18 protein-coding genes are annotated in these 17,359 nt (G+C 67.0%); 12 read left to right on the forward strand and 6 right to left on the reverse strand.

Going from position 1 to position 17,359, the window contains the following annotated elements; translation table 11 throughout:
- Positions 1–74: 74 nt before the first annotated feature.
- The 3 genes from Q9235_RS01530 to Q9235_RS01540 form a co-directional block, all read right to left on the reverse strand.
- Positions 75–1,181 (reverse strand): sulfite oxidase, encoded by a 1,107-nt coding sequence (locus Q9235_RS01530; RefSeq protein ID WP_306225030.1) that lies wholly within the window; start codon positions 1,179–1,181, stop codon positions 75–77.
- A gap of 174 nt (positions 1,182–1,355) precedes the next feature.
- A complete protein-coding gene (locus tag Q9235_RS01535; protein ID WP_306225031.1) occupies positions 1,356–3,071 on the reverse strand; it encodes an AMP-binding protein in 1,716 nt (571 codons plus the stop codon).
- Between the two features lie 214 nt (positions 3,072–3,285).
- Entirely contained in the window at positions 3,286–5,370 is a 2,085-nt protein-coding gene (locus Q9235_RS01540; RefSeq protein WP_306225033.1) for an elongation factor G, read from the reverse strand.
- Between the two features lie 444 nt (positions 5,371–5,814).
- Here Q9235_RS01540 and Q9235_RS01545 point away from each other — a divergent pair, with 444 nt between their 5' ends.
- Positions 5,815–6,003, forward strand: a complete 189-nt coding sequence (locus Q9235_RS01545) for a hypothetical protein (protein ID WP_306225034.1) — start codon at positions 5,815–5,817, stop codon at positions 6,001–6,003.
- A gap of 15 nt (positions 6,004–6,018) precedes the next feature.
- Here Q9235_RS01545 and Q9235_RS01550 read toward each other — a convergent pair whose 3' ends face one another.
- Positions 6,019–6,807 (reverse strand): SDR family NAD(P)-dependent oxidoreductase, encoded by a 789-nt coding sequence (locus tag Q9235_RS01550; protein WP_306225035.1) that lies wholly within the window; start codon positions 6,805–6,807, stop codon positions 6,019–6,021.
- Between the two features lie 176 nt (positions 6,808–6,983).
- On the opposite strand from Q9235_RS01550, the gene rplS reads away from it, so the two are divergent.
- From rplS to Q9235_RS01570, 4 genes are all read left to right on the forward strand, one after another.
- A complete protein-coding gene (gene rplS, locus Q9235_RS01555; RefSeq protein WP_047575147.1) occupies positions 6,984–7,379 on the forward strand; it encodes a 50S ribosomal protein L19 in 396 nt (131 codons plus the stop codon).
- Between the two features lie 177 nt (positions 7,380–7,556).
- Positions 7,557–8,006 (forward strand): MarR family winged helix-turn-helix transcriptional regulator, encoded by a 450-nt coding sequence (locus Q9235_RS01560; protein ID WP_306225036.1) that lies wholly within the window; start codon positions 7,557–7,559, stop codon positions 8,004–8,006.
- A 59-nt stretch (positions 8,007–8,065) separates the two neighbouring features.
- Positions 8,066–9,634 (forward strand): efflux MFS transporter permease, encoded by a 1,569-nt coding sequence (locus tag Q9235_RS01565; protein WP_306225037.1) that lies wholly within the window; start codon positions 8,066–8,068, stop codon positions 9,632–9,634.
- A 5-nt stretch (positions 9,635–9,639) separates the two neighbouring features.
- Positions 9,640–10,680 carry an HlyD family secretion protein gene (locus Q9235_RS01570; protein WP_306225038.1) on the forward strand — a complete coding sequence of 347 codons (1,041 nt, stop codon included), beginning with the start codon at positions 9,640–9,642 and terminating at the stop codon, positions 10,678–10,680.
- Between the two features lie 17 nt (positions 10,681–10,697).
- On the opposite strand, the gene Q9235_RS01575 is transcribed toward Q9235_RS01570, so the two are convergent.
- Positions 10,698–11,105 (reverse strand): hypothetical protein, encoded by a 408-nt coding sequence (locus tag Q9235_RS01575; protein WP_306225039.1) that lies wholly within the window; start codon positions 11,103–11,105, stop codon positions 10,698–10,700.
- Positions 11,106–11,329: 224 nt separating this feature from the next.
- Here Q9235_RS01575 and Q9235_RS01580 point away from each other — a divergent pair, with 224 nt between their 5' ends.
- The 7 genes from Q9235_RS01580 (at position 11,330) to Q9235_RS01610 (ending at position 16,118) form a co-directional block, all read left to right on the forward strand.
- Complete coding sequence (locus tag Q9235_RS01580; RefSeq protein WP_156134498.1) at positions 11,330–11,482, forward strand: hypothetical protein; 153 nt, start codon at positions 11,330–11,332, stop codon at positions 11,480–11,482.
- A 109-nt stretch (positions 11,483–11,591) separates the two neighbouring features.
- Complete coding sequence (gene leuC / locus Q9235_RS01585; protein WP_306225040.1) at positions 11,592–13,010, forward strand: 3-isopropylmalate dehydratase large subunit; 1,419 nt, start codon at positions 11,592–11,594, stop codon at positions 13,008–13,010.
- Positions 13,011–13,033: 23 nt separating this feature from the next.
- Positions 13,034–13,279, forward strand: coding sequence for a hypothetical protein (locus tag Q9235_RS01590; protein ID WP_306225041.1), 246 nt, complete (start codon positions 13,034–13,036; stop codon positions 13,277–13,279).
- On the forward strand, positions 13,279–13,728 hold the full coding sequence (locus Q9235_RS01595) for a metallopeptidase family protein (protein ID WP_306225042.1): 450 nt from the start codon (positions 13,279–13,281) through the stop codon (positions 13,726–13,728). Before Q9235_RS01590 ends, Q9235_RS01595 begins: the two co-directional genes overlap by 1 nt.
- Positions 13,729–13,731: 3 nt before the next feature.
- A complete protein-coding gene (locus tag Q9235_RS01600) occupies positions 13,732–14,364 on the forward strand; it encodes a LysE family translocator (RefSeq protein ID WP_306225043.1) in 633 nt (210 codons plus the stop codon).
- Between the two features lie 49 nt (positions 14,365–14,413).
- Complete coding sequence (gene leuD / locus Q9235_RS01605; protein ID WP_306225044.1) at positions 14,414–15,016, forward strand: 3-isopropylmalate dehydratase small subunit; 603 nt, start codon at positions 14,414–14,416, stop codon at positions 15,014–15,016.
- A 28-nt stretch (positions 15,017–15,044) separates the two neighbouring features.
- Complete coding sequence (locus Q9235_RS01610) at positions 15,045–16,118, forward strand: tetratricopeptide repeat protein (RefSeq protein WP_306225045.1); 1,074 nt, start codon at positions 15,045–15,047, stop codon at positions 16,116–16,118.
- Here Q9235_RS01610 and Q9235_RS01615 read toward each other — a convergent pair.
- Complete coding sequence (locus Q9235_RS01615; RefSeq protein ID WP_306225046.1) at positions 16,108–17,358, reverse strand: DUF1501 domain-containing protein; 1,251 nt, start codon at positions 17,356–17,358, stop codon at positions 16,108–16,110. The two genes, Q9235_RS01610 and Q9235_RS01615, sit on opposite strands and share 11 nt — an antisense overlap.
- Position 17,359: the final 1 nt, after the last annotated feature.

Below are 17,359 nucleotides of genomic sequence, written 5' to 3' on the forward strand. Positions count from 1 at the left end.
CCGAGGCGGCAGAGCCATGCCCGGAATGGCAGACCCATTCCTTAGACGCGACAAACCGCCAAAAGGTTCAAAGGCTACGCAATGACCGCGCCGCGCACGCGCTGGGCCTGATTGTTGCAGTATCCGCGCGGGTTCCAGACCGGCTCCAGCGGCTGGACGCCACCCTCGGCATCGCATGCCCGCGCCATGACGACGAAGGGACCCGGCTGCCCGGCAACAATCTCCGCCTCGAAGCGTTGCCAGGCGAAGCGCCCCTCTCCCGCCTGCAATGCGACATCGCTCCAGCTCTCACCGCCATCGCTGGAGATGGCGACGGTTTCCAGCGGAACGGCACCGCTCCAGGCGAAGCCTGCAACTTTAAGCCGCTCGCCCTGCTTCACCACGAAACCGTCGAGCGGCGCCGTGATCAGCGACTTGACCGGCATGTCGGTGATGACGGCGAAATTCTCGGGGTGGAGCGGCTCGCCCGGGCGAACCGGCCTGATCGGCAGGCGGTAGTCCGTCCCGCGCATCTTCTCGCCGTCATGCTCGATATCGCGCAGCGTGACCCGATCGAGCCATTTCTGCCAGGCCGAGCCGGGATAGCCCGGCGCAACGATGCGCAATGGCCCGCCATGCAGCCGCGGCAAGGGCTCGCCGTTCATGGCGAAGGCGATCAGCGTTTCAGGAGCCACCGCCTTGGCCATCGGCAGGCCGCGCGAGAGAGCGGCTTTTTCCGGCTTGCCGATTTGCCGATCGGGTGCGTGATGGGCGGTATAGACCGCGCCCGGCCTCGGGCCGGCATGTTCCAGCACATCCGCCAGCCTGACTCCGGTCCAGCGCGCGCAGCCGACGGCGCCGAGCCGCCATTGCAGACCGTCCGTCGCCGGCGAGAACTGCGAACGTCCATTGCCGGCGCATTCCAGAACAGCGGTGACCGTGACGGTTTCGAAGCGTTGGCGCAGGCCTTCGACGGTCCAGACCGCCGGGCGCTCGACCTCGCCATCGATCGTCAGCGTCCAGCCGGTCTCGTCGATCTCCGGCAGATGGCCGTTGTTGCGGATGAAGAAGGAATCGACCGGCGTGATCGGCTCGTCGAGCAGCGCGAGCGCCGGCTCGGCATTCAGCGCCTCTTCCTCGTAGATGTGGAGGCCGGGCTTCAGGTTGCGCAGCAGCGGCAGTTCGACGAGGCGATGGGGCAAGCAGCGATGATCTCCGGCGGTGCTACGGCATCGGATTGATCCGATGCGATAACCAGGCAACAGATCATCGTGCGTCCGACAGGGCACGCGATGATCGAAGGCGGTCACCCGCCCAAGCGAAAGCCGACAAGAGATGACACGATGCTCGCCCGCCTGTCGACCGTCACCCCGGCGTCAGCGCTTGGCGACGACCTCCTCGCGCAGTGCCCGACGCAGCACCTTGCCTACATTGGTCTTCGGCAGGCTCTCGCGGAAGAATATCTGCTTGGGCACCTTGTATCCCGTCAGGTTCTCCTTGCAGTAGGCCCGCAGCGCGTCCGCCGTCAGCGTCTGGTCCTTGCGCACGACGAAGGCCGTCACCGCCTCGCCGGAATGCTCGTCCGGCAGGCCGATCACGGCCGATTCCAGCACGCCGGCATGCGAGGCCAGCACGTCCTCGACCTCGTTCGGATAGACGTTGAAGCCGGAGACCAGCACCATGTCCTTCATCCGGTCGACAACCTTGACCTGTCCGTCCGGCAGCATCACGCCGACATCGCCGCTGCGGAAATAGCCGTCTGATGTCATCGCCTTGGCGGTCTCGTCCGGGCGGTTCCAGTAGCCGGCCATCACCTGCGGCCCGCGGATGCAGATCTCGCCCGCCTCGCCCATCGGCATGTCGTTGCCCTCGGCGTCGCGGATCGCGATCTCGGTCGAGGGGATCGGATAGCCGATCGTGCCGCTGAACTCCGTCAGGTCCGGCCGGTTGATCGTGGCGATCGGCGAGGTCTCCGACAGGCCGTAGCCCTCGATGATCGGGCGCCCGGTCACGGCCTTCCACTGCTTGGCGACCGCAGCCTGCGTCGCCATGCCGCCGGCCACCGCGAAGCGCATCTCGGAGAAATCGACATCCTTGATCTCGGGATGGTTGGCGAGCGCGTTGTAGAGCGTGTTCACGCCGGAGAAGAGCGTGAAGCGGCTTGCCTTCAGTGTCTTGATGAAGCCGGGGATGTCGCGTGGATTGGCGATCAGCAGGCCCTTGGCGCCGATGCGCAGCATGAACATGCAGCAGCAGGTCAGCGCGAAGATGTGGTAGAGCGGCAGCGCCGTGACCATGACATGCTGGTAGTCGCTGCGCCCGAGCGGCGGCTCCAGCACCCATTCCAGCCAGAGGCCGGCCTGCTGGACATTGGCCGCGACATTGCGATGCGTCAGCGTCGCGCCCTTGGCGACGCCGGTCGTCCCGCCCGTGTATTGCAGGAAGGCGACATCCTCCGGCCCGATCGTCACGGGGCTCATCCGGGCGCCGCTCTGGAGAACCTGCTGGAAAGCAGAGGAGCCCGGCAGGTTGTAGGGTTTAACCACCTTCTTGATGCGGCGCGCGACGAAATTGACGATCCTGCCCTTGAAGCCCATCAGGTCGCCGGCCGTGGCGACGAGGATGGCGTCGAGCTTAAGGTTCGGCTTCGCCTCTTCCACCACATGGGCGAAGTTCTCGATCACCACGAGCACGCGCGCCCCGGAATCGTTGATCTGATGGGTCAGCTCGCGCGCCGTGTAGAGCGGGTTGACGTTGACGACGGTGAAGCCGCCGAGCAGCACGCCGAAGATCGCCGCCGGATAGGCCAGGATGTTCGGCATCATCAGGGCGACGCGATCGCCCTTCTTCAGCCCTTTGGCCTGCAGCCAGCCGGCAAAGGCCTCGGCGGCCTGGCGCGTCTCGGCGAAGGTGATCGTCTTGCCGAAGCTCTCGAAAGCCGGGCGGTTCGCGTAGGTCGAGCAGGCCGAGCCGATCAGGTCCGCCAGCGTGCCGATCTTGGCTTCGTCGAGCTCCGGCGGAACGGCCGGCGGATAATGCGCAATCCAGGGGCGCAGCGTGTTCCTGGCCTGCGTGGCGCCGGTCGCGGTCATTCTTCCCTCCCTCTCGCCCGGTTAGCCGCCCTGGAATGCGGGTTCCGGTGCATTTTCATGATCGTACAGTGCGGAACAGCGACCGGGAGCGCAAGCTCCAGCCGCTATCGGCTGCAGAATGTTCACATCTAAACCGTCTGCACGGCACGAAATCAAGCCCGAACCGGGAGCCGATCAATGGCTCTCGGCGGGAAGGCGGGCCCGAATTCCCGGATCAGCGCGCTTGTGCGAGGGCGAGCGCCTGGGCGGAGACCACGGCCTCGGCCGGCTTGCCGGCAAGTTCCGCGAGATGGTCGAAGCGCGCGCTGAACGAACCGACCCCAGACGTTGCCGAGCGCAATTCGACGATCAGCCCGGTCATCTCGGCTTCCGGCACCAGCGCCTTGATCTGGTCCCAGCCGCGCCAGCCCGGACGCGTGTCGTAACCGAGGATCTGCCCCCGCCGCGCGGAGATCAGGGCAGAGGCCCGCGACATCGCCTCGGAGGGAATCACCACGTCGACCGACAGGATTGGTTCGAGCAGCACCGGCTTCGCCTGCGGCATCGCCTCGTTCATGGCGAGCCGCGCCGCCTGACGGAACGCCATGTCCGAGGAATCGACCGTGTGATAGGAGCCATCCGTCAACGTCACCGCGACATCGACGATCGGAAAGCCGAGCGGCCCCTTCTCGCAGAAATCGCGCATGCCGGCTTCGACCGAGCCGATATACTGGCGCGGCACGACACCACCGGTGATCTTGTCGACGAACTGGATGCCCTCCCCGCGCGGCACGGGCGCCACTTCGATCACGACATCACCATACTGGCCGTGCCCGCCGCTCTGCTTGCGATGCCGGCCACGCGCGCCAGCCTGGCCGCGGATCGTCTCGCGATAGCCGACCTGCGGCGTCTTGCTGGCGACGGTCACGCCATAGCGGCCAGCGAGCTTCTCGAGCGCGACGCGCAGATGCATCTCGCCCTGGCCGGACAGCCTGGTTTCGCCGAGCTCCGGCACCTGCGTCACCGCCAGCGCCGTATCCTCCTCGGTCAGGCGCTGCAGCGCCGCCGCCAGCCTGACATCGTCCTTGCGGTCCTTCACGGCGATGGCGAAGGCATGCACGGCTTCCGGCGGAGCAATCGCGCTGACCACGCTCGCGCGCGCCTTGCCGAGCATGAAGGCCTCGCCAGTTGCGATGCCGTCGAGCTTGGCGAAACCGGCGACATCGCCCTCCTCCGCCGCGGGCTTCCGACTCTGCTCGGAGCCCTTCAGGGAAACGACCCCGGCGATGCGGGCTTCCGTCCCGCCGGACGAGGTCACGACATCGCCCTCCGCCAGCCGGCCGCGCATCACCCTGGCCAGCGAGAGCTTGCCGCCCTGGCTCGAATGCCAGGTCTTCATCACCTGGGCGAGCGCCGGGCCTTCGGGGAGAATGCCGGACCGACCGCGCGTCTCCGCCAGCCCCGGCGCCTCGTGCCGGAGTGCCTTGAGCAGCCGCGTCACGCCGTTGCCGCGCTCGGCCGCGCCGATCAGCACCGGCACGACATGGCGATGCTGCAATTCGCGGGCGAGATCGTCGAAGACGCGGTCGCGCGGCGGCTCCATGTCGCCAAGCAGTTCCTCCATCAACTCGTCGTCGTAATCGGCGAGCCGCTCCAGCATCGAGAAGCGCGCTTCCTTCTCGCGGTCGGTCTCGTCGACGGCCAGCGGCACGATCTCGCTCGGCGCATGCTCGCGATAGATGAAGGCCCGCTCAAGGGCGAGGTCGATGAAGCCGACGGCGATGCCCTTCTGCCAGATCGGAATCTGGCGCAGCAGCAGCGGCGTGCGGGAAGCGCGCTGCAGGATGGCGAGCGTCTCGCGCACCCGGCGCGAGGCCGTGTCGATCTTGTTCAGGAACAGGAAGCGCGGGATGTCGGCCTCCTCCAGCTCGCGCAGCACGAGCTCCAGCGCCGGCGCTTTCCGGTCATCCGCCTCGCAGACGACGACGGCGGCATCCACCGCCGGCAGCACATGGCGCATCTCGTGCAGGAACTCGACCGAGCCGGGGCAATCGATGAAATGGAAGGTGTCGCCGAGGAAATCGACGCTAGCCACCGTCGGCTCTGTGCTCATCTGGTGGGCGCGGGCTTCCGGCGCCGCGTCACCCACCGTGTTGCCGCCCTTGACCGTGCCGGTGCGGGTCAGCGCGCCGCACCGCATCAGGATGCTTTCGAGCAGCGTGGTCTTGCCGCTCTGGAAGGGGCCGACGATCGCGATGCATCGCGGCCCCGCGCGTCGGGTGCCGTTTGCGGAGACTCCGTTTTGTGCCGATGCGGGCATGGCTTCCTCCTTCGGGACTGGCCGCGATGGAGAACAAGGTCTGACAACCCCGGCTCCGGCACGGCGGAAAGCCGGCGGGAACAGCGAATGCGCTCACGCCGGATGGGCGGCGGTCGCTCGGGCCCGACAGGGTCGGGCGGCCGTCGGAGAGGCAGGTGGGAGGAGGTTCGCGCCGATCCGCGGCGGACGCAAGGGCTTTGTCGGCGGAGAAACGGCAAGCGGGAGAAGCCTCCCTGTCGATGGTGGCGCCATCGCCGCCGGAACAGCTATCCTGCCGTAGCGACGTGTGATTTCATCAGGCCTCCGCCTAGTTGCCAGCACCATGAGGCAAGGCCGGCAAACTCATGAGGTTTCGGCGCTGCGGCCGCGGAACCTGAAGGGTTTCCGGACATTCTACGGGGCGGGCCGCCTTCGCGGCCGAGATGGAGCAGGGAGAACCGGCCGATGCCCGAGAACGCTTCGCGAATGGAACTGGACGACCGTATCGCCCTCCTCCGGCGCAACATCGCCGACTTGATGGAACAGGCGACGGGAGCCTCCGGCGCCGCCGTGGAAGAGGCGCTCGCCAACCGTTTGAACGAGCAGCAGGACATGCTCAACGAGCTGCTCAAGCAGCGCGAGGCGAAGGGGTAGCGGCGCCTGCCAGCGTCAGAGATTGCGCCGCTCGCCGCGCAGCGTCGCGAGCCCGATGCCGGCCGCGTCGAAGCCGCCGTCGACGGCCAGAACCTGCCCGGTGATATAGGTCGACCGATCGGAGCAGAGGAAGAAGATCGCCTCGGCCAGCTCCTCCTCCAGCCCGTAGCGGCCGAGCGGCACGGCATCGCGATAATCAGCCCGGATCTCCGGGCTATGCACCGCCTTGGCCATAGCCGTCTCGACCGGCCCCGGCGCGACCGCGTTGACGCGAATGCCAAGCCCCGCGAGTTCGACCGCCTGCTGCTTGGTGAGATGCGCCAGCGCCGCCTTCGAGGTGCCGTAGGCGACCCGCAGCGTCGAGGCGCGCAGGCCCGAGATCGAGGTGATGTTGACGACGGCGCCGCCGCCATTATCGGCCATCGCCCGGGCCGCAAGCTGCGTCGCCAGGAACGGGCCGGTGAGATTCACCGCCATCACCCGCTGCCACTCGTCATGGGTGGTCTCCAGCATGGGCTTGAACACGGCCGTACCGGCATTGTTGACGAGGGCATCGAGCCGCCCGAAGCGCTTGGCCATGCCGGCGAAGGCCGATTCGAGCTGCGCGGGCATGGCGACGTCGCAGGTCAGCACCAGCACCCGCTCCGGCGTCGCGATCTCGGCAGCCGCCCGCTGGAGCCCGGCCCCGTCGATGTCGAGCAGGCCGACCTGCCAGCCCTCGGTCAGAAAGCGCTTGGCCGTGGCGAGGCCGATGCCGCGCGCGGCACCTGTCACGAGGGCGGTCTTGATAACGGGATCGGTCATGGCGTCTCGTCCGGTGGTATGTCGCTTCCGCACAGGCTATGCATGCCGGCAGCGCCGCCAACAAGCCGGGATTGCCGCTCGACAAACCCGCCGCGCTCCTGTATGGCCCCGCACTCAACTGAAAACAGCGAGCCGAAAGCCCGCGCTTCCGCGCGAATACGGCCATGGAGAGACCCATGAACATCATCGAACAGCTCGACGCCGAGCAGATTGCCAAGCTGAGCGAAGGCAAGGCCATTCCCGCCTTCCAGCCCGGCGACACCGTGCAGGTCAACGTCAAGGTCAAGGAAGGCGAGCGTAGCCGCGTCCAGGCCTATGAAGGCGTCGTGATCGCCCGCAACGGCGGCGGCCTCAACCAGAGCTTCACCGTCCGCAAGATTTCCTATGGCGAGGGCGTGGAGCGCGTCTTCCCGCTTTTCTCGCCGAACCTCGACTCGATCAAGGTCATCCGCAAGGGCAAGGTGCGTCGCGCCAAGCTCTATTACCTGCGCGATCGTCGCGGCAAGTCGGCCCGTATCGCCGAGCGCGTCGATGCCAAGCCCGCCAAGGGCCAGAAGGGCGCCGGCAAGTAAGCCGAACCCTCCGCGCAAAGAGATCAGAACGCGGTCCTTCGGGGCCGCGTTTTTTGTTGCTCACGGCCAAGCGCAGCCATTCACATAGCGCATATCGACGCATCACAATTCGCCTTGCCATGCAAATCAAGCACGTATAAGTACAACAATCATTAGCATGCTATTTATGTTGCCCCTATGGATCTCATCGAGCTTCAGGCCGCGTTCACCGGCGAACTTGCCGCCGTCAACCGCAAGCTGAGGGCGCTCGTCGACGATCGCGCGCGCGACATGGGCCTGACCCTGTCACGGGCCCGGCTTCTGATGGAGCTCGCCAAGGCCGACGGCCCGATCCAGTCCGATCTCGCCGGCCTGCTCGACATCGAGCAGCCGACGCTGGTCCGGCTCCTCGACGGGCTGGAGCGCAACGGCATGATCGAGCGCCGCGCCGTCGAAGGCGACCGCCGCGCCCGCCGCGTCTTCCTGACCGAGACCGCGCGCGCCCAGGCGCAGGACATCCTCGACTTCCTGGCTGAACTGCGCGCCGGCATCCTGCAGGGCATCGCGCCCGAGGAACTGGAAGCAGCGCTTGACGTCCTGCGCCGCACCTCGCGCAATATCGCGGCAGGCCGGAGCGCCGCTCCGTGAGTACACCTGAAGCCTCAACGACTGCTGCTGCACCTCAGCCGGCCCCGGCAGGGCTGACGATGCCGCCGGCTCGTGCGCTCGCCTATATGCTGGCCTCGGTGACGCTGGCGATGACGCAGCAGATCGGCGCGAACCTCGTCAACACCAATGTCTACCAGATCCAGGGCGAGCTCGGCGCCACGCTTGCCGAGACCAACTGGCTGATCGCCGCCTATATGGCGCCGAACGTCTCGCTCTCCCTCGCCCTGATCAAGATCAGGATGCAGTACGGCCTGCGCAATTTCGCCGAGATGAGCCTGGCCGGCTTCGTGCTCGCAGCGTTCCTGAACCTCGTCTTCGTGCATGACCTGCCATCGGCCGTGGTCGTGCGCTTCATGAGCGGCATGGCGGCGGCGCCGATGTCCTCGCTCGCCTTCTTCTACATGATCGAGCCGCTGCCGCCGCAGAAGAAGCTCACCGTCGGCCTCTCGCTGGCACTGACCAACACCACGCTCGGCATCCCCGTGACGCGCCTGATCTCGCCCTGGTTGCTCGATCTCGGCGGCTTCCATGGCCTGACCCTGTTCGAAATGGGCCTTGCCATGGTCGCCTTCGGCTTCGTCTTCGCCTTGCCGCTGACCACGCCGCCACGGGTGAAATGGATCGGCCCCCTCGACATCGTCAGCTATCTCCTGATCGCGATCGGTTTCGGTTCGATCGCGGTCGCGCTCAGCCTGGGACGGATCTATTGGTGGTTCGAGGCACCCTGGCTGGGCTGGCTCTTCGTCTGCGCCGTCATCTGCCTGACGCTGGCGGTGATCGTCGAGCTGCATCGCGACAGCCCGCTCATCGACATCCGCTGGCTGACGAGCCCGGCGACGCTGCACTTCGCCGGCGCCATTCTCCTGATGCGCGTCGTGCTGGCCGAGCAGACCGTCGGCGCCTCGAATTTCTTCCAGGCGCTCGGCATCCAGAACGAACAAACCATGCCGCTCTACGGCCTGATTCTTTGCGCGATCCTCGCCGGCGGCATCACTTGCGCGCTCTTGCTGCGGCCCGGCCGCGAGAACTGGTTCTACGCCACCGCGCTCGCCTGCGTCGCGCTCGGCGCCTGGCTCGACAGCGGCGCCACCAGCCAGACCCGGCCGCACGATATCTGGCTCAGTCAGGCGCTCGTCGCCTATGGCTCCGGCCTCTTCCTGCCCGCAGCGATGGCGCAGGGCATGGGAGGCGCGATCGCGCGCGGCCCGATCTACATCCTGAGCTTCATCACCGTCTTCCTGTTCACGCAGAGCATCGGCGGCCTGCTCGGCTCCGCGATCTTCGGAAGCTTCATTACGCTGCGCACCACGTTCCATTTCAACGTGCTGGCCGAGCATTTCGTCTTGTCCGACCCGCTCTTCGCCCAGCGAGTCAACCAGTTCGGCGGCGTCTACAGCCATGTCCTGACCGACCCGACGCTGCTGCGGGCGGAAGGCGTGACGCTGCTCACCCAGCGCGCCTCTCAGGAGGCCATCGTCCTCGCCTATAACGACGCCTTCATGCTGATTTCCGCGATCGCCGGCCTCGCCCTCGCCGGCCTGCTCGCGCACCTCGCCTATCTGCAACTGCGCAAACCCGCCGCCCCCGTCGCTCAACCCGCTCCCTGACCGCCATGTCCCGCATCTTCCGCTCCGTCTCGACCTATGTCGCGCTCGCCATTGGCCTCGTCGGCCTCGGCATCATCCTCTACGCTTGGCGGCTGCCGCCCTTCGCCAGCGCCGTCGAGGTGACCGAGAACGCCTATGTCCGCGGCCAGGTCACCGTGATCGCGCCGCAACTCGCCGGCTATGTCGCCGAGGTCCCGGTGCAGGATTTCGCCACGGTGAAGCGCGGCGACCTGCTCCTGCGCATCGACGACCGCATCTATGCCCAGAAGCTGGAGCAGGCCCGTGCCGGCCTGGCCGCCCAGCGCGCCGGGCTCGCCAATTCCGACCAGTCGCGCGCCGCCGCCGAAGCCCGCCTGCGCGCCGCTGTCGCCAATGTCGCGAGCGCCGAGGCCGCGCTCCGCACGGCCGAGGCTAATTGGGGCCGCATCGAACCATTGCGCGAGCGCGGCGTCGTCAGCCAGACCTCGACCGACCAGAGCCAGCAGGCGCTCGACCAGGCGCGCGCCGCGATCACCGCGACCAACGCCGCAGTCGACGTCGCCCGGCAGGACATCCAGACCGCCATCGTCAACCGTCAGTCGCTGGTCGCGGCGGTCGAAGGCGCGGAGGCCGCCGTCCATCTCGCCGAGATCGATCTCAGCAACACCCGCATCACCGCCCCACAAGACGGGCGACTGGGCGAGGTCCAGGCCAGGCTCGGCCAATATGTCTCGGCCGGCACGCAATTGATGGCGCTGGTGCCGGACCAGGTCTGGGTCGTCGCCAATTTCAAGGAAACGCAGCTTGCCGGCATGCGCACCGGCCAGCCGGTGAGCTTCACCGTCGACGCGCTGCGCCACGCTCGCCTCACCGGGACGATCGAGCGCTTCTCGCCTGCCGCCGGCTCGGAATTCAGCGTGATCCGGCCCGACAACGCCACCGGCAACTTCATCAAGATCGCCCAGCGCGTGCCGGTGCGCATCACGGTCGATCCCGGACAGCCTATCGCGGAGCGACTGGCGCCGGGCATGTCCGTGGTCGTCAGCGTCGACACCACGCAACGCTGACGGTCCGGCGCGGACGATCAGTCGTTCGTGTCCAGATCGGTGAAAAGGAACCCGGCCGGCGTTCGTGTGAAGGTGAAGATGCTTTCGCCGCAGATGACGGAGTAGACGTCGTTCTTGTTGCCGTCGACAGCGTAGACGGGCTTCGTGCGCTGGAGGCAGGCACGGTTCTTCGCCGTGAAATCGCGCGGATAGGCCTTGGCACGAAACTGCGCGGCGTCGCGGACGGAATCGTCGGCCATGAAGGGCAGCCGCGTCATGGTTGCGACAGTCGCCGCATCATTCGCCTTCAACGCCGCACGAAACTTGGCGATGAAGTCGTCGAACTCCTTCTGCACCGCCGGGGGAGCCTTTCCCGGAGCCTGAGCGAAGACCGGAGCGAACTGCAGAAGAGCGGCTGCAACCGCGATTCCCGACAATATCCTCATGCGTCGTCTCCCTTCGTCCGAAACTCCGTGACAAGCGCAGGCCAACGAAGCGGATGCTATCCCAACGTCACATCGGGCTCCAGCGGCAGCCTTGCCCTGGCTGCTCCCTGATCGCATCCGCGTCGTCACCCTTGCGTCACATCGATGGCGCGGCTGCAACGGGATCGATTGTCCGGCTTGATTGGAACTGCTAAACAGTAGCCATGTCGCCGTGTGAGCATCATTTGCAGCGCTTCAGCGCCGTGCAGGGAGAGGGCCATCTGCCGCCCCTGCCGACGACGCAGGATTTTGCCGCGCTGCACGACCATGCCCGTTTGCCCTGGCGCTTCTTCGGCCGCTTCACCGCTTCGATTGCCGCAGGCCTTACCGGCGCCTGAGACCGGCCGCCTCCATGCGGCCGGCGACAGGCGAACCGTTTTTGCGTGCCGGCTCCAGCGAACCGGCGCATGATCTTCCAAGCAGATTTCAGAAGACCGAGACCAAGCCATGACTGCGACCAAGGGTCCCCAGACGCTCTACGACAAGATCTTCGACGACCATGTCGTCGACCGGCAGGATGACGGCACCTGCCTGCTCTATATCGACCGCCACCTCGTCCATGAGGTGACGAGTCCGCAGGCCTTCGAGGGCCTGCGCATGACCGGCCGCAAGGTCCGCAGCCCTGAGAAGACGCTCGCCGTCGTCGACCACAACATCCCGACGACCGACCGCACCAAGGGCATCGCGGAAGAGGAAAGCCGCATCCAGGTCGAGGCGCTCGCCAAGAACGCCCGCGACTTCGGCGTCGAGTACTTCAACGAGCTCGACAAGCGCCAGGGCATCGTCCACATCGTCGGCCCCGAACAGGGCTTCACCCTGCCCGGTACGACGATCGTCTGCGGCGATAGCCACACCTCGACGCATGGCGCCTTCGGCGCGCTCGCCCACGGCATCGGAACCTCGGAGGTCGAGCATGTGCTCGCCACCCAGACGCTGATCCAGAAGAAGGCGATGAACATGCTCGTCCAGGTGGACGGCACGCCGGCTCCCGGCGTCGGCGCCAAGGACATCACGCTCGCGATCATCGGCGAGATCGGCACCGCCGGCGGCACCGGCTCGGTCATCGAATATGCCGGCGAGGCGATCCGCGGCCTGACCATGGAAGGCCGCATGACGGTCTGCAACATGTCGATCGAGGGCGGCGCCCGCGCCGGCATGGTCGCGCCGGACGAGAAGTCCTTCGCCTATCTGAAGGGCCGCCCGAAGGCGCCGCAGGGTGCCGCATGGGACGCCGCCGTCCGCTACTGGGAAACGCTGCGCACCGACCAGGGCGCGCATTTCGACCGCGTCGTCCGTCTCGACGCCGCCAACCTGCCGCCGATCGTCTCCTGGGGCACCTCGCCCGAGGATGTGATCTCGGTTACCGGCGCCGTCCCCGATCCCGAGCTGATCGCCGACGAGGTCAAGCGCGCCTCGAAGAAGCGCGCGCTCGAATATATGGGCCTGACCGCTGGCACCAGAATCACCGACATCCCGCTCGACGTGATCTGGATCGGCTCCTGCACCAATGGCCGCATCGAGGATCTGCGCACCGTAGCGAAGATCGTCGAGGGCAAGAAGCTCCATGAGAGCCTCGACTACGGCATGATCGTTCCCGGCTCCGGCCTGGTGAAGGAGCAGGCCGAGGCCGAGGGTCTCGACAAGATCTTCATCGCCGCCGGCTTCGAATGGCGCGAGCCGGGCTGCTCGATGTGCCTGGGCATGAACCCCGACCAGCTCAAGCCCGGCCAGCGCGCGGCCTCGACCTCGAACCGCAATTTCGAGGGTCGTCAGGGCTATCGTGGCCGGACCCACCTCGTCTCGCCGGCGATGGCGGCGGCGGCGGCCCTCACCGGCCGCTTCGTCGACGTCCGCACGCTGGGCTGAGGCGAAGAGGCGGGGAGCTGACCATGTCGAACGATCCCCGCGAAGCCGGCCGCGCCGCCGAATCCAAGGCGGCGCTGGACCGGGTCAAGCGCGACAGCGAGAGCCTGCTCGGTTCCTCCATGGGCCGGGCAGCCAACCATTTCTCGGGCGCAGACGCGCCCGAGGGCGACAAGGTCGAGCTCTGGGGCCGGCGCATCGGCCGTTCCCTCTCGCTCGTCGGCGTCATCGTGCTGGCCTGGTGGCTCGGCTACCAACTGAAAATCTGGTGATGGGCAAGGGCGTGGACGCCAGGGTCACGACAACAGCGGAGATCGACTGGGACGGCGTCAAGGCGCCCTCGCAGGAGGCGTTCGAGGTCCTGGCGCAAGCCGCTTTCGACCGTCTGCCGGAGGAATTCCGCGCTCTCTGCTCGGACGTGATCTTCAACGTCACCGAATTCCCCGAGGACGACGTTCTGAAGGAGCTGGAGGCGGAAAGCCCGTTCGACCTGCTCGGCCTGTTCAGCGGCGTCGGCCTGCCGCAGCAGGGTTTTGCCCCCCAGACCGGCCAGATGCCCAATACCATCCACCTCTATCGCCGGCCGATCCTCGACTACTGGGCCGAGCACGACGAGAGCCTCGGCTCGATCGTCACCCATGTCATGGTCCATGAGATCGGCCACCATTTCGGCTTCTCCGACGAGGATATGGAAGCCATCGAAGCCGCGGCGGAGCGCTAAGCGATGCTCGACGACCTGATCCGCAACCTGCCCGGCCTGATGCTGGTCTATTCGGCCTTCTTCCTAGCAGTCGCCAGCCCTGGCCCGAGCAATCTCCAGGTCATGGCGACCTCGATGGAGCGCGGCCGCAGCGCCGGCTCCACCCTGGCGCTCGGCGTCACCGCGGGCTCGCTGACATGGGGCATCCTGGCTGCGATTGGCGTCACCGGTCTGATCGTAGCCCATCCGGGCGCGCTCTATGCCATCAAGGTCGTCGGCGGCCTCTACCTGCTCTTCCTCGCCTGGCGGTCGGCCCGCTCGGCGATGCGCGCGGAGATGCCTCCGGTGAAGCTGGCCGCTTCGGGCCGCCGTACCTTCCTGCGCGGCTACCTGATGCACATCACCAACCCGAAGGCGATCCTGAGCTGGACAGCGATCATCGCGCTGGCCCTGCGGCCCGACACGCCAACTGTCGTGCTCTACGCCATCATCGGCGGCTGCATGCTGATCTCGCTCGCGATCAACCAATTCTATGCCGTGCTGTTCTCGACGGCATCGATGATCGCGGGCTACCGCCGCATCCGCCGCCGGGCCGAGGCCTGCCTCGCCGCCTTCTTCACCTTCGCCAGCTTCAAGCTGCTGACCTCGCAGCTCTGAAACCTTTCACTGCAAGAATATCGCCAACAGGCCCATCGGAGTTTCCGCCATGCAGCCCTTCACAACCCTGACCTCGACGCCCGCCCCCATGAAGGTGGTCAATGTCGACACCGACATGATCATCCCCAAGCAGTACCTGAAGACGATCAAGCGCACCGGCCTCGGCACCGCCTTGTTCTCGGAAATGCGCTACAAGGAGGACGGCTCGGAGAACCCCGATTTCGTGCTGAACCAGCCGGCCTACCGCAAGGCCGAGATCCTCGTCGCCGGCGACAATTTCGGCTGCGGCTCGTCGCGCGAGCATGCGCCCTGGGCGCTGCTCGATTTCGGCATCCGCTGCGTGATCTCCACCAGCTTCGCCGACATCTTCTACAATAACTGCTTCAAGAACGGCATCCTGCCGATCAAGGTCACGCCCCAGCAGCTCGACATGCTGTTCGACGACGCCGAGCGCGGCTCCAACGCGACGTTGACGATCGACCTCGCGAACCAGACGATCAAGGGCCCGGACGGCGGCGAGATCACCTTCGAGATCGACCCGTTCCGCAAGCACTGCCTGCTCAACGGCCTCGACGACATCGGCCTGACCATGGAGAAGGGCACGAAGATCGACGCCTATGAGGAAAAGCTGAAGCAGCGCGCCTGGGCCTGAGGCGAAAGCCTCTCCCGGAGCCCTCCATGTGACCGACACCCTCTTTCGCTCGGGCAACCTGCTGGTCAAGGCCGCGCGGCGCCCGGGCGAGGATTGCGTCGTCACGTTCGATTCCTTCACGGACGATCCCGGCCTCGATCGCTTGGCCTTCGGCGAGGCCGCTCTCGCGCAGGCCGGCATACCTGCGATCCATGTCGTGAACCGGCGCAACGCCTGGTATCAGGAGCCGGAATGGCGCGAGATGGTGGTGGCGGTCGCAGCAGCGACGCTCCCTTACCGGCGCGTGCTGGCCTATGGCTCCAGCATGGGCGGCTATGCTGCGCTCCGCTTCGGCAAGATGATCGGCGCAACGAGCGCGCTAGCGATCTCGCCGCAATACAGCCTGCATCCAGGCAAGGCGGATTTCGATACCCGCTGGGCAAAGGCGGTGCGCGGCAATCGCTGGCGGCCGGAGCTCGCCGGACCATTGCCGGCGGATCTTCCAGCGGTCATCGTCTACGACTCCGCCCATGCCCTCGACCGCCGCCATGTCGACCTGATCGCGCTGGAAATGTCCGTCCGGCGCATCGCCCTGCCCTTTTCGGGCCATCCCTCCGGCGGCTATCTCGCCGAGTGCGGCCTGCTGCGCCCGTTGGCCCTTGGCGTTCTCGCAGGGCACATGGATTTTACCGCTCTGCTCCAGACCGCTCGCGATCATCGCAGGAACTCGACATCCTATTTTGTCGCGCTGGGCCGCGTGGCCGGCATCCGTAACCCGGAGCGGGCCATCGCCCTCACGCGACGCGCCCTCCAGCTTGGCCCCACGGCCGATTTCGCCTGGGTCGCACTGGCCGAGCAACTCCGCTCCGCAGGCCGGATCGATGAGGCCTTCATCGCCTTCCAGCGCGCAGTCGAGCTGACGGGAGACCATCCCGCGATGCTGCGGCTTTGGTCGGACACTCTCTGTCACGAGGGCCGGCATGAGGATGCCGCTGCCGTGCTGGCCCGTTCGCTAGCCGCTGCCGGCCCCACCGATCTGCGCGATCGCCTGCATCTGATCAAGCTTCGGCTCCGCGGGTACGCGGCAAGATGGCGTGGTCGGACATCCGCGATCAGACAATGAGCCCGGATATCGGAGCGAGCCCGCCGCTCTCCGGAAAGACCTTCTCGGCCAGCACCGGGCCGGACAGGCCGAAAAGCTCCGCGACCACGCCCTTGGCCACGGCGCGGATATCGGTCGTCGGCTTGAGATCGCGGTTCTGGTAGAGTTGCTCGGCCTTCAAGCCCGGCCAGTCGGCGACGACCCGGCCGCCCTTCACGCCGCCACCGACGAGAAACGCCACGGTGCCAGTGCCATGATCGGTCCCGATCGTGCCATTGACCGCGGCGGTCCGGCCGAACTCGGTCGCGACCATCACCACCGTGTCCTTCCAGACTGACGCCAATCCCTGCTCGAGCGCGGCGAAAGCGCCATCAAGCCCGCCGAGCAGGTTGGCGAGGCGTCCCCTGGCACCGCCCTCGTTCGCATGGGTATCCCAGCCCTCGAAAGCGAGCGCCGCGATGCGCGGCCCGTCATCGGCGCCGACCAGCGCAGCCGCGCCCTCGGCGATGCGACGCATGCCGTCGGCGGAATCCGGCCCGCCGCCACCCTTCTGCTCGCCGGCCATGCCGCGCCTTTGCGCCAGCCCTTCGGTCTCGATCGCCTGCGCCAGCGCCCGCGCCAACCCAGGATCGCGCTGGCCGTAGAGATCAGCGAGCCGCATCGTCAGGTCACTGCCGGCGCGCACCATGCGCGGCGGCGCCCAGCCCAACACCGGCGCATCGCCGCGCACCACCAGCGGCGGCACCACGCCTACGCCGAGCACGCCCTTGCGCGAGATGCCCTCGCCGGCCGGCAGGCTCGCGACCAACCGGTTGAGCCAACCGCTCTGGGTCGCGCCTGCGCCGGGTTGGCCGCTCTCCAGAACATCCTGCCCATCGAAATGCGAGCGCTCGCGATAGCCCGTCGCAGCCGCGTGAACGACGCTCGCCTGCCCCTGCTTGTAGAGCCGCGCCAGGTTCGGCATGGCCGGATGCAGGTAGAAGAAGCCGTCGAGCGGCAGCGCCGCCTCCGGCCCGTCCTTGGCAAGCGCAATGCCCTCGCGCAGCCCGGCATAATCGGGGTCACCGATCGGCGGCACCGCCGAGAGCCCATCGAGCGCGCCGCGCAGGATCACCAGCAGGAAGCGCGGATCGCGCGCGCCGGCCGCCGCATAGGCGAATTTCGGCACGAAGGACCAGGCGAAGAGCGCGCCGGCCGCACCGAGCACGGCGCGGCGCGACGGGGTCATCCGTTCGCAATCATCGTCGTGGTGAGCCGTCATC

Source organism: Bosea beijingensis, from assembly GCF_030758975.1.
Classification (GTDB): domain Bacteria; phylum Pseudomonadota; class Alphaproteobacteria; order Rhizobiales; family Beijerinckiaceae; genus Allobosea; species Allobosea beijingensis.